10 protein-coding genes are annotated in these 12,027 nt (G+C 64.9%); 5 read left to right on the top strand and 5 right to left on the bottom strand.

The window, feature by feature from the left end; all coding sequences use genetic code 11:
• Positions 1–432: 432 nt before the first annotated feature.
• Positions 433–1,227, bottom strand: coding sequence for a hypothetical protein (locus QMO76_RS26905; protein ID WP_306364130.1), 795 nt, complete (start codon positions 1,225–1,227; stop codon positions 433–435).
• 246 nt (positions 1,228–1,473) lie between these two features.
• On the opposite strand from QMO76_RS26905, the gene QMO76_RS26900 reads away from it, so the two are divergent.
• On the top strand, positions 1,474–2,403 hold the full coding sequence (locus tag QMO76_RS26900) for a serine/threonine-protein kinase (protein WP_306364129.1): 930 nt from the start codon (positions 1,474–1,476) through the stop codon (positions 2,401–2,403).
• A 644-nt stretch (positions 2,404–3,047) separates the two neighbouring features.
• Here QMO76_RS26900 and QMO76_RS26895 read toward each other — a convergent pair.
• Together QMO76_RS26895 and QMO76_RS26890 are read right to left on the bottom strand one after the other, a co-directional pair.
• Positions 3,048–3,872, bottom strand: a complete 825-nt coding sequence (locus QMO76_RS26895) for a hypothetical protein (protein WP_306364128.1) — start codon at positions 3,870–3,872, stop codon at positions 3,048–3,050.
• Complete coding sequence (locus QMO76_RS26890) at positions 3,869–4,951, bottom strand: type III PLP-dependent enzyme (protein ID WP_306364261.1); 1,083 nt, start codon at positions 4,949–4,951, stop codon at positions 3,869–3,871. The genes QMO76_RS26895 and QMO76_RS26890 overlap by 4 nt, the downstream gene beginning before the upstream one ends.
• Positions 4,952–5,125: 174 nt before the next feature.
• Between QMO76_RS26890 and QMO76_RS26885 the strand changes: the two genes are divergently transcribed.
• Together QMO76_RS26885 and QMO76_RS26880 are read left to right on the top strand one after the other, a co-directional pair.
• Complete coding sequence (locus QMO76_RS26885; RefSeq protein WP_306364127.1) at positions 5,126–6,754, top strand: condensation domain-containing protein; 1,629 nt, start codon at positions 5,126–5,128, stop codon at positions 6,752–6,754.
• Positions 6,755–6,767: 13 nt separating this feature from the next.
• Complete coding sequence (locus QMO76_RS26880) at positions 6,768–8,342, top strand: (2,3-dihydroxybenzoyl)adenylate synthase (RefSeq protein ID WP_306364126.1); 1,575 nt, start codon at positions 6,768–6,770, stop codon at positions 8,340–8,342.
• A gap of 25 nt (positions 8,343–8,367) precedes the next feature.
• Here QMO76_RS26880 and QMO76_RS26875 read toward each other — a convergent pair whose 3' ends face one another.
• Positions 8,368–9,114: an amidase family protein gene (locus QMO76_RS26875; protein ID WP_306364125.1), complete on the bottom strand. Its 747-nt coding sequence runs from the start codon at positions 9,112–9,114 to the stop codon at positions 8,368–8,370.
• Positions 9,114–9,440 carry an amidase family protein gene (locus QMO76_RS26870; protein ID WP_306364124.1) on the bottom strand — a complete coding sequence of 109 codons (327 nt, stop codon included), beginning with the start codon at positions 9,438–9,440 and terminating at the stop codon, positions 9,114–9,116. Before QMO76_RS26870 ends, QMO76_RS26875 begins: the two co-directional genes overlap by 1 nt.
• 146 nt (positions 9,441–9,586) lie before the next feature.
• Here QMO76_RS26870 and QMO76_RS26865 point away from each other — a divergent pair, with 146 nt between their 5' ends.
• Both QMO76_RS26865 and QMO76_RS26860 read left to right on the top strand, forming a co-directional pair.
• The gene (locus tag QMO76_RS26865) at positions 9,587–10,780 is read left to right on the top strand and encodes a hypothetical protein (RefSeq protein ID WP_306364123.1); all 1,194 of its coding nucleotides are present in this window, start codon (positions 9,587–9,589) and stop codon (positions 10,778–10,780) included.
• Positions 10,777–12,027 (top strand): hypothetical protein, encoded by a 1,251-nt coding sequence (locus QMO76_RS26860; protein ID WP_306364122.1) that lies wholly within the window; start codon positions 10,777–10,779, stop codon positions 12,025–12,027. The genes QMO76_RS26865 and QMO76_RS26860 overlap by 4 nt, the downstream gene beginning before the upstream one ends.

Below are 12,027 nucleotides of genomic sequence, written 5' to 3'. Positions count from 1 at the left end.
GGCTACATGGAGAAACGCTTGTACTCGTCGCCCTGATCTGGGCTGATCCTGCAACGGCACGCACTGGAATCAGTGCTGGTAGACCTGTCCGGTGATATTGGATCGGCTGGTGGCCGAACTGGACTCGTTGATGACACGGGGCCGCGACCAGATTCTGTCGGCCTGACCCGCGCGCCAGGGCACGTGAGAATGTATCGGGTCTGGCCACTGACCCGGAGCAGAAGAACGGGTGGACGCTGGCGAAGCGGGCGGGGAATCCTGGGTGTCACCCAAAACCGTCGTGACCATCGAATCAGTGCGTTCTGTCCGCCCTGCCCGGCCGGTCGGAAGCGACCCGTTGGCGGCAATGTAGATCATGATGCGTTCGACCACGGGACCGACCGGTTCTTTCCGCACGGTCAGCCCGCGCAGGGCACTCTCCCCGTATGGCCGTCACGGTCGCCAGCGCTCGACGTGGTGATCGTCGTAGGGCCAGCGTTCGGTTCCGAGGTCTCGAAGGACGCCGTGCCGAAAGCGCAACAGGTCCAGCCGTTCTCGGGGGGTGAGATCGTCGTCGGCAGGCGCGGGATCGTCCTCCCACCGGGCATCGATGTTGTAGTGCAATCCACCGTCGATGCAGTAGTCGCGGCGAAAGCTCGTGCGCCACTGCGAATTCGAACCCCAGCCGTTGGACAGGTCCTGCACCTTTCGATAGCAGCGCCAGAATGTCCAGTACATGCTGGATCGTGCGGCCGCGTGCGGGTCGAGGATCGACGAACCGGCGCGGACGGTGACTCCCGACCGGACCAGTAGCAGATTGCCCAGGAACGCTCCAGGCCAGTGCTGCTCGGCGATCGTGACCGGTTCTCGGGGGTCGTCGGCAACGATAACGTCGACGATCTCGTGGAAGAACGGATGGAACTCGTTCTCGGAGATGGGGACTGCGCCGATCATCGCGGTGAATTCCGACCATGCGGCGGGTGCCGCGCCCAGATAGGCGCTTTCCATGTAGTGCGGCTGATGCGGCACGAGCAGGACGTCCACGAGTCGACTCACGCCGTACAGCTGCCACCGTCGTTCCGGGGGAATCGGCGAGCGGTGCGCGTCCGGAGCGCCACACTCGTGCAGTGCGGCGCGCAGCTGTGGTCGCTGCTCGAACCACGGCGCGAATTCGCTGACTCCCCATCCGTCGGGGCATGCCAGCAGGGAATCGAACAGTGCTTTGATATCCCACACGCTGTCGGACATCAACCGAACCTACAAGATCACGAGGCGGCGCGGACGGTGGACCAGGGCTGGGTTGGACTACGTTCGATGCGGTGACGTCCGATCCGCCGCACGCTGCTCCCACCCCTGATATGTCGCGCCCGGCGCGCCTGCTCGCCCACAGCGCCGTATCCACGGCCCTGGCGCTGCACAGCGATCACGGGTTACTCGAACTCCTCGACGCGGGCCGCGCCGATCGGTGCCGGTATCGGCGGAAAGTCGGCGCTATTGGAGATCGCCGGAACCCAGGTCTTCGTGAAGCGGATTCCCCTCACCGACCTGGAACGGCAGCCGGAGCACGTCCGGTCCACGGCCAACCTGTTCGATCTGCCGCTCTGCTGCCAGTACGGCGTCGGCCTCATCGGCGGGCCGGGTTTCGGGGCCTGGCGTGAGCTCGCCGTGCACACCATGACGACGAACTGGGTGCTCGCGGCCGAGTACGAGCGGTTCCCGCTGATGCACCACTGGCGGGTGCTGCCGGATACGACGCCACTGCCGGAGGAACTCGGCGACATCGATCGCGCCGTCGCGTACTGGGAGGGGCGACCGCAGGTACGCCACCGGATCGAGGCCCTCCGGGACTCCACCGCGAGCATCGCGTTGTTCCTGGAGTACATCCCGCACAACCTGCACCAGTGGCTCAGCACCCAGATCGACGCGGGCGAGCAGGATGCCGGTCGGGCCTACGCCATGGTGGAGCGGGAGCTGGCCGTCGGCACCGGATTCATGAACAGCCGCGGGCTGCTGCACCTCGACGCGCACTTCGGAAACATCCTGACCGACGGTCGACGCCTCTACTTCGGCGACTACGGCCTCGCACTCTCTTCCGGGTTCGACCTCTCGCCGCAGGAGGACACGTTCTTCCACCAGCACCAGAGCTACGACCGCGGATACACCTCCACCTACCTGGTCAACTGGCTGGTCACCGCCGTGTACCGGCTCCGAGGAGACGCACGCGCCGCGACAGTCCGCGCCCTCGCCGAGGGCAAACCGCCGGAGAGCGACACCGATGAGGACGCCACCGCAGTCCTCACTCGGCACGCTCCCGTCGCCGCGACGATGTCCGACTTCATACGCGCGTTCCAGCGAGAGAGCCGCAACACCCCGTACCCGGACCAGGAAATCCGCCGCCTGCTGGACGGACCGGCCAGCGCCTGATGGATCGGCGGAAACCCGCTCGCGAGCGACGGCAAGGTCGGCTTTCCCGGTTGTAGTTCGTTGCCGTCATGGCAGCCCTTGGGACCCGGACGGTACGGCACAAATACCGAATATCAGCTGGCGACCCATGTATCATTTGCCAGTCGGCACAGCTCTGGCGCCGTTGTGACAAATGTCCGAACCGCAAGAGAGGTCGGAAAATTGGCTGTACGCCGTCAACATGGTGCCGTAGCCCTCGTCGTTATCGGAATAGGTGCGCTTTTCGCGCAAGGTGGGATGAATCCGGCTCCGGCCCATGCAGCCGCACCGATAATGACCTGCGAGGAGACCGGGAGCGTAACGTGGCTGGGACCTGGAGTCCTGGGCACGGCGACACCCGCAGCCTGGAACGCCACTGTTTTGTACAGTGACTGCTCCGGCTCCGCAATCGAAGCGGGCAAACCGCACCCGGTGCAGATGGTCCTGAACGGAACCGAGACGGTGCAATGCGAGGGACCGACTACCGACCACCAGGGCACCGGCGTGTTGACGTGGTCGGACGGCACGACAAGCACCGTCCGGGAAGAACAGATCAATGCGACCATGTCGGGCGATTCCGGCGAGGGAGAGTTCGCGGTCACCATCGATTCCGGTAATTACACGGGTTACAAATTCGTTGACAAGACGACGCTGACGTTCTCCGAAGGCGTGTGTCCGGGCGTGGCCGCGGGAACGTTCACCGGCACCTTGACAATGTTCCCCGAGTCCTGACGCCATCGTCGGCACACCTTGCCGCTGACACGCAATTCAATCCGCCGATAGGGCTTCGGGATATCGGTGTGTGAAGTACGGAAATACAGTGCCGTGCAATTCTCGAACGAGTTGTATCCGCCGCCGTCCGGCAGCAGTCCGCCGCGCTCGATCAGCAGTGCACCCAACCGTGCGACTATCACGCCGTCGGTCGTGTCGAGTTGCAGTGCGATATGCGACTCGTTGCATTCCGACCGCTCGTGGGTGGCGATCCGGGACAGTCCGCCACCCGTGGGCATGGGCAGGGCGAACAGCTCGACCATCGGAGAGTCGGCGTCGTGTGCGGCATCGCGCACGTGGACTATCGCGACATCCAGGGCGTCGGCGTCCAGACCGTAGCGGCGGGCGAGTCGGCCGCGCACGACCACGCTCGGCAACGGCTCGCCGACGACCATGCCGAGGGCGCGCAACTCGGCTAGCAATCCCTCGGTCGATGCCGGGAAGACCAGAGCGGCGACGTGCGCCAGGACGGTATGTGCCGCGACCTCGGCCCGTTGTGTTCCGGTCAGACCGGGCACCACGACAGCGAGAGTTGCATCGACCGAAGCACTACGCACGAACGACAGCGCATCGTCGAGCAGTGCCCGATCGGTTCGCTCGAGCTGCGTCGACATCTGTGGGCTTCCCATGCGACTCCTAAGGCCGACCGTGGCGTCGGCCGGGGTGACAGGCTGTCTCACCTCACCCCGACAACATAGACCGCCAAGGGCGGAAGACCGTTGCAGAACACCGACGCAAAGCTCGACGTATAGGCGCCGGTATCGAGGATCCGCACGGAATCACCGGCTCGCAGCGTGGACGGCAGGAGAACACCGGTGCGCTGATAGAGCACATCGCCGTCAGCACAGGTCGGCCCGGCGACGACCACCTGCTCCGTCGGATCGCCGTCCCGGCTCGTCTCGATTCGGTAGGCAATGTAATCGGTGTCGATCAGTCCGCCGTGGCGGCCGATATCCAGGTACACCCAGCGCCGCCCGTCCGGCGCTGTGCGCACGTTCACGACCTCGGCATGAATCACACCGGCGCTGCTCACCAGGGCACGGCCGGGTTCGACCACCAGATCGGCGTGCTCCGGGAGGTGCCGCGCCGCCGCGGCGGTGATCACCGAACCCAGCTCGGTCAGGTCCGGCACGGGTTCGGCATACGAAATCGGCATGCCGCCACCGATATTCACGGATTCGACGGATACATCCTTGGTGGCCAGCGCTTCCGCGATACCGCCGGCCTGTTCGATCCCGATCCGCCAGGCGGCCGGATCCAGTTGCTGCGAGCCCACGTGAAAGCACGGTCCGAGTACCCGGAGCCCGAGATCGCGCGCCCGCACCAGCAGCCGCACCGCTTCCCCGGGCGCGCAGCCGAATTTGGCACCGAACGACAGTCGCGACCGCGGCGCTGCGGCCAGGAACCGACACTCGACCTCGGCGCCCGGGGCGTGGGCGGCGATCCGATCCAGCTCGTCCTCGGTGTCGAAGACGAACCGGCGCACACCTGCCGCGTAAGCGGTGGCGATCTGGGTCGCCTTTTTCATTGGATTGCCGTAGCACATGACGGCCGGGTCGGCGCCCAGACTCAGACACTGCTCGATCTCGCCCACGCTGGCCACATCGAACTCCGCGCCCTCATCGGCGAGTAGCCCTATCACCTCCGACACCGGGGCAGCCTTGACCGCGAAACGAATCCGTGTCGTCGGCAATGCAGACCGGAGTGCGCGGTAGTTTCGGTGTATCCGTTCGAGATCGATGACGAGACAGGGCGACACGGGCGCCGTGGATCCGATCGGAGTCACGGTGTTCCACCATATGACATATGACCGCCGTGAGAAGGTGTCGACGCGCGCCCGCGCCGCTGGTCGAAACCGGTCGGTTCCGACGCCGGGACTGTCGACTCCATGCCGTGTGCGGCAATGTCTGCCGCCGTGAGAGAGGTGCCGCCGATGGCTCACAGTACGGAGTATGGCGACGACTCCCGACGGGATCCGGTCCACGGGGAGGCGGCAATCGCACTGTGCGAGTTGTTCTCCGAGATACTCGACATCCCGCGTGTCAGTCCGTTCGTGACCTTCACCGAACTCGGAGGAGACAGTGTCCGAGCCATAGCGCTCACGGTACGAGCCAGGGCTTCGGGCCTACCGATCTGGACAGAGGACCTGCTAGCCGACGGCACCCCCGAACGCCTCGCCGCCTTGGCGGCGCGCCGATCCTCGTTGCCCTCCACAGAACCCATGGCCGGGACGGCCCCGCCGGCGGCAGACCCGGGTCCGCCACGGACACTGTCACCTCTGCAGCCGCACATGCTCGACGTCGCGGGCACGTACGGCGCGGAGACGGAGGCCGTGATGCTCTACGTCGACATCTCGGGCGACCTGGACGTGCCACGACTCCAGGCGGCCGCGAAACAACTTATCGAGCGGCACCCGAACTGCCACTCCGGATTTCGCATCGCATCGGGGGACGGCCGGTGGGTACGCGAGGTCGACACCGCGGTGCCGCTGGCATGGCGCTACTGCGACCTCGGCGAACAGGAAATCGATGAAGCTGCCTTACTACGTGACGAACTGACGTCACGTTTCGACCTGACTCGGCCGCCACTGTTCCGGATCATGCTCATCAAACGTGGGCGTGCTCGATTCCGCCTGGTTGTCACGCACAGCAACATTCTCTGGGACGGGTGGTCCACCGGAATCCTCGCAGCGGAATTGGCAATGCTGTACGACGCTCCCGAGCAGCCGACGACGGCTGTCGATACCGGCACCGATCCGTATGACGACTACCTACGCTGGCTCTCTCGACAGGATCGCCGGAGCGCACTCCATGCATGGCGGAAGGTCCTGGCCGGAATCGAACGACCCACAGTTCTCGCAAGCGCAGCACCTCCGGAATCCATCGGCTCGACCGCCACAATCGAGCTGGCGCTATCGGAATCCGTCGGTACCGATCTCGAGATCCGTGCGCGCAGCCTGGGAACCACGCTCAGTACGGCCGTCCAATGCGCCTGGGGCCTGACCATCGCGGAAATCGTCGGTAGCGACGACATCGCCTTCGGATATACGACCTGTGGTCGCCCGGCTTCCGTTCCTGCGATCGACCGGGCGGTCGGATTGCTGATAAACGATGTTGCGATCCGTATGCGGATCTCCGAAACAGATACGGCGGCAAGCTTGCTCGCACAGATCCGGGATCAGCATTGCGAAATGATCCGGTATGAGTTCCTGGACTCGGACAGCATCCAGGGTGCCGCAGGATTTGTCCCACTGTTCGATACGCTGGTCGTCTTCCAGAATCTCATGCGGCCCGACGTGTACGTGCGTCAAGATTCGGGCCTGCGCATCGACGGCTATGGGATCATCGAATCGACCCACTACGCGCTGGTGCTATACGGCTACCCGGGTGATCACCTCACCTTCGAATTGTCCTATCATCCGAACGTTTTCAGCCGATCGTTTGTCGACGGTCTCTGCGAACGTTTCCGCTACTACATCGAATTGATCGCCGACGACGCCGAACGCACGATTGCGTCGCTGCGCTCAGAGAGCAGCAACAGTCGCCGTTCGCATTCTCAATAGCCGAGGAGTCCCGATGTGGCCGACCGAGTTCGCACAGTCTTACCGAGCCGAAGGTTACTGGCAAGGAGAAACATTTGGTGAGCTTCTCGCTCGGCTGGCCGAGCGGCACGGAGATCGCACAGCCGTCGTCAGCGGCACCGCGCGCATCAGTTACGCCGAACTCGACCACCGAGCCGACCGCCTGGCCGCAGGGTTGCTCGAATGCGGAGTCCGCCCCCGCGACCGAGTGGTTGTCCAACTGCCGAATATCGTGGAGTTCTTCGATGCGATATTCGCCCTCACCCGTCTCGGTGCCGTACCGGTCCTCGCGCTACCCGCCTATCGAGCAACCGAGATCGAGAACCTCTGCGAAGCGACGGCGGCGGTCGCCTACATAACGACGAACGTCCCGGACGGCTTCGAGGGGCGGATGTCGGCCCGCGCCGTCCCTCCGGTTCTCGTCATCGTGGTGGGCGACCCCGGGGAGAACCGGGCGCTGTCCGATCTCTACACGACCGTCCGAGCGCTCCCGCGGGGGCCGGCGCCGTGCGATACCGCGCTGCTGCTGTTGTCGGGCGGCAGCACCGGCACACCGAAATTGATCCCACGCACCCACGACGACTACCTGTACGGCGTTCGCGCCGGCGCACAGATCTGCGGCCTCGATTCCGACAGCGTCTACCTGTGCGTACTTCCGGTGGCACACAACTTTCCACTCGCATCGCCGGGAGTCCTCGGCACACTGCACTCCGGGGGCAAAGTCGTCCTCGCCGACCGTCCGGACCCGGACCTCGTATTCGGACTCATCCAGCGCGAACGGGTGACGATCACCGCTCTCGTGCCATCGCTGGCTCTGATCTGGTTGGAGGTCGCGGCCGCGATGGCGATAGACGTCGCCAGCCTGCGAATCCTGCAAGTCGGCGGCGCCAAACTCTCGCCTGACGTCGCACGTCGATTGGGCCCGGCGTTCGGCTGCGTACTACAGCAGTCGTACGGGATGTCCGAAGGACTCGTCTGCTATACGCGACTCGACGATTCGGACGAGGTCATCACGACGACACAGGGCAAGCCGATGTCACCGGCCGACGAAATACGCATCGTCGACAACCATGACCGCGATGTACCGCCGGGCGCCACCGGTCACCTGCTGGCCAGGGGGCCGTCGACGATCAGGGCATATTGGAACGGCGGCGAGCGGAACCGAATGGCGTTCACCCGCAACGGCTTCTACCGCACCGGAGACCTTGCCCGCATCACCGCAGACGGCGATGTCGTCGTCGAAGGCCGCGCCACGGACATGATCAACAGAGCGGGAGAGAAGATCGCCCCAGCCGAAATGGAACGCCATGTCCGCGCCCACCCCGCTGTCCGTGACGTGGCAGTCGTCGGTGTCCCCGATCGGTACCTCGGCGAGCGCATCTGCGCATTCGTCGCCACACATCCTGATACCGATCCGCCCACCGCTGCGGACCTGAACAGATTCCTTCGCGCACGCGGCCTCGCCGAATTCAAGGTGCTGGACCGAGTCGAGACCCTGGAGAGCCTGCCGACAACGGCGGTCGGCAAGATCGACAGAAGGCGGCTTGTGCAAGCCTCCATGCAGTCATAGGAGGCCGGGTGGAGTGAACGGTGCGCTACTCCGGTGCCCGGAAGCCACCGATCTTCCGCTCCAACAGTTCGGCCAACCGTAGTGGAGTGCGATCCTCGAACATCGGACCGATGAGCTGCACACCTATCGGCAATCCCTCGGCGGACCGACTGGCAGGTATGGCGGTGGCGGGCAGGCCGGGCATGGTGGCCATGCCCGCCCAGACCAACTGATCGAAGTACGGGTATTCGACGCCGTCGATGTCGATGTGGCGGTCCTCCAGACCTCCCTTGTGGTTGCGCGGGAAGGCGGGAGTGGGCGTGATGGGGCACACCACCGCATCGAACTCGGTGAAGAGCTGTCGCCAGGCGTGGCGGTGGCGTTCGCGACGGTTGTTCGCCTCGACCCAGTCGCGGTGGCTGAGCACCATGCCGCGGAGCCGCGCCGCATCGAGACCGCGGTCGTCCGGACTCAGGGTGGCGGCGTGGGTTCGCAGCTGTTCGTACACGTCGACGGGAAGGCTCGCGGCGGCATTCGACAGCATCAGCAGCATGTAGAGCGTCGCCGCTTCGCTCAGATCGGGCAGCAGCGCACTGTGGTGTTCGACGCGAGCGCCCTCGTCGGCGAGGGCCGCGGCGACCCGGTTCACACCCATCCGCACAGCCGATCCGGTCGGGATGAGCGGATGGTCCTCGATGATCAGGACACGGAAGTCCGACAGCCGCTCGTGGCGCGCGGGCGGCAGGGCGAGGTCGTAGGCGATGCCGTGGGTCAGTGAATCCGGTCCGGCCATCACGACACCTGCACCGCGTCCTCGGTCGGCACATAGTCCCAGTACATCGGTATACCCCACATCGTGGGCAGCCCGGCCATGTCGTAGGACTCCTTGACCGTCACCGGAATACCGAGCAGCGGCCGGTCCTCGCCGCGTGCACGCGCCTCGTCGGCACGCCGTGCGGCGGCCCGCGCACGATCGAAATCCGGCACACAGATCGCGTTGATCACCTCGTCGTCCCGCTCGATGCGGGCGATCGCCTCCTCGGTGAGCTCCACCGAGGACACCTCACCGGTGTGCAGGGCGGCGGAAAGATCCTCGGCCGAACGACAATTCCATTCCATGAATTCGACCGTATTTGTCTGCTTCAAGGGGCATAAAATGTCGCTTCGTACAACAGCATGAAACAGGTTGCCATCTCCCCCTACCGCATCCCCGCTTCGCCCGGATCTGCTCCTTCCTGTCGGGCCATCTCGCTACTGTCGAGCGCATGGACACGGTGCAGGTGCAGAAGAAGCTCGAACTCTCCCCCGATGAGGACTTCGTCCTCACGGCGTGGCAGTACCGGATGATGCAGCGCGATATCGCCGCATCGAAGGGCAAGCACCTGACATCCAAGCGCGAGATCCGTAATTCCTTCCGCACCAAAGCGATTGAGGCCCTCAAGGCGCGTAACCAGCACGACTGGTCTCCGGCCGTGGCCCAAGCCGTGAACCAGATCCTGGTGGAGGGTGGACCGCCGAACCTCGAGGCGCTCGAATCTGCTGGGCCGCAGCTCTTATCGGTCGTAACGAGAAGGTCACGGGCTCTGCTTCTGCTCATCGACCTGTACGGCTTCGAACCGTGGGTAGCAGGCAAGTGGGAGAAAAACGTACGCGCCGAGGCTCTCAGCGCCGCCCATCGATCGATGGATCAGTTACATCTCGAAGACCTCCACGCTGTCGAAACGGCGTACAAGGATGCGATCAAGAAACTGTCGAAGGCAAGCAACTGGAGCAAATACGTGCTCCTCGCCGGGGCCGGCCTCGGACTCGGTGTCCTGACCGGCGGTCTCGCCGCACCCGCCATCGCGGGCGCGTACGGCACGCTCGTACTCGGCTATTCGGGCGCGGTGGCAACTTCCGCGGGTATGGCCGCCATCGGCGGCGGCTCCATCGCCGCCGGAGGTCTCGGCATGGCGGGTGGCGCCGCCATCATCTCCGGCGTGAGCGGCGCAGTAGGCGCCGGGGCCGTCACGCTCGCGGGTAAGGCCTCCGGGTTCACGGCAGCTCGTATCGCGGCCGACGCCATCCGACTTCACGTCGTGACCCAGCTCGTACTTCGCGATATCGACGGCAACGAAGAGGCGGCCAAGGCCGTCATCGTCAGCCTGCGCGAGCGAGTCACAAGCCTCGGAAAGAACATCGCGACTCTCGCCGAGCGAATCGACACCCTCCGTGCGCAGCTCGAGACCAAGCAGGCGGAGTTGGATGCGGAGCGGGATCAACGCATGGCGGCCGAAGCTCACGTCGCCCGCTTCCGAACTGTCGCCGACCGGCTCAAGGAACGTGTCACCGGGCCCGAGAACGATGAGCTCCGGACCTTGCTCGCCGAACTAGAGGATCTCGAAGGTGAGAAGAAGACCGTCGAGAGCCTTGCGGAGGGGGTCTCCAACCTCGCAGACGACCTCGAGGATGCGGCGTGAGCACCGCCGACGACAACTTCAGCGACCGAACCTCGCCGATCGACGACGACTACATCGGTAATCTGGACGCCCTCACGCGTGATCTCGACGATATCGAAATGATCGCAGCGTCAGCGCTTTCGGACACGCCGATCGACCTTGCGACGAGAGAGCGGATCCGGAGCGCTCCGACCGACCTCACCTATTCCGAACTCACCGCCCGCAATCAGGAACGTCGTGTGGCCGAAGGATGGGGCGAGCCCGAATGGGCCGACATCCTCGACCCGATCGCGTCGGAACAGCTCGATGCATGGCGGGCAACCCAACGGATTCCGTGGGATCGAGGCGACCTGGTGGTCGTCGGCCTCTCCGGGCTCATCGGCGCACTCGGCAACCTCTACGACAACCATGTGGACGCTGCCGTTCTCGGTGGCCTGTCGTGGCTGAAGCAGAGCGATCTGCTGCGCCGGTGGGAGAAGGAGACCGCCCGACTTCCCATCGATTACACCGGACCGAAATTCGGCGGTCCCGCACACCGCGTCCGGTCCGCCGGCCATGACATCGGCCGATTCTTCACCGCTCTCAACCAAATCCGCACCGGAACCTTCGAAGGCACCTGGTGGGACGACGGACAGCGGATGGTCGAACGCGTCACGTCGACGCGTTCCGGTCTGCCGTTCGCGCAAGCGCCCGAGCAGCATCTCGCAATCGCGCTGTTGTTGAAACACTGGGCCGCCGACTTCATCACCCCGATGAACCTTCCGCTGCCGGGCTGGACACTTCTCTGCGAGATGCCGAGCCACGAGGTGCGGAAGTTCGCCAATGACGCCTACGCCGGCACGAATTCCGGCGACGGGCTCAATCTCCGCTCCGGGATGTTGACACCTGGCCTGGGGATGCTCGCGACCGAAGTCGTGATCCGAACCCACACGCAGCTGCGCGCCTACCGCTCGACAGGCACTGCGCGGCTGACGACCTCAGTGGCGGCCAACCACACAGAAATGCTGCTCGCCGCACACGCCGCGGCCGGAGCGATCAGCTTGTCGAAGACAGCCGCGGCAACGATCGCCGGTGAAACCGCTGTCGCCGCACGACATCTCAATATCCCTGTCCTCATGCGAATCGGCATGCTCGCACTGAGAGTCCGCTCCGATGCCGCAGCCCGTGCACAGGCAGGAGCACCATCATGGGAACAGCTGCTCGCCGCGGAAGCCGCGACGTGGACACTGGCCGAAGCGGTCACCATCGCGGACCTATTGGCGGCCTAG

The sequence above is a fragment of the Nocardia sp. CC227C genome (assembly GCF_030767025.1).
Lineage (GTDB): Bacteria > Actinomycetota > Actinomycetes > Mycobacteriales > Mycobacteriaceae > Nocardia.
This window is presented reverse-complemented; position numbering and strand designations above follow the sequence as displayed.

Bases quoted from the DNA above. Each gene is read 5' to 3' on its own strand.
- QMO76_RS26905 (WP_306364130.1), bottom strand. From the start codon at position 1,227: ATGTCCGACAGCGTGTGGGATATCAAAGCACTGTTCGATTCCCTGCTG.
- QMO76_RS26885 (WP_306364127.1), top strand. From the start codon at position 5,126: ATGGCTCACAGTACGGAGTATGGCGACGACTCCCGACGGGATCCGGTC.
- QMO76_RS26880 (WP_306364126.1), top strand. From the start codon at position 6,768: ATGTGGCCGACCGAGTTCGCACAGTCTTACCGAGCCGAAGGTTACTGG.
- QMO76_RS26875 (WP_306364125.1), bottom strand. From the start codon at position 9,114: ATGGCCGGACCGGATTCACTGACCCACGGCATCGCCTACGACCTCGCC.
- QMO76_RS26870 (WP_306364124.1), bottom strand. From the start codon at position 9,440: ATGGAATGGAATTGTCGTTCGGCCGAGGATCTTTCCGCCGCCCTGCAC.
- QMO76_RS26865 (WP_306364123.1), top strand. From the start codon at position 9,587: ATGGACACGGTGCAGGTGCAGAAGAAGCTCGAACTCTCCCCCGATGAG.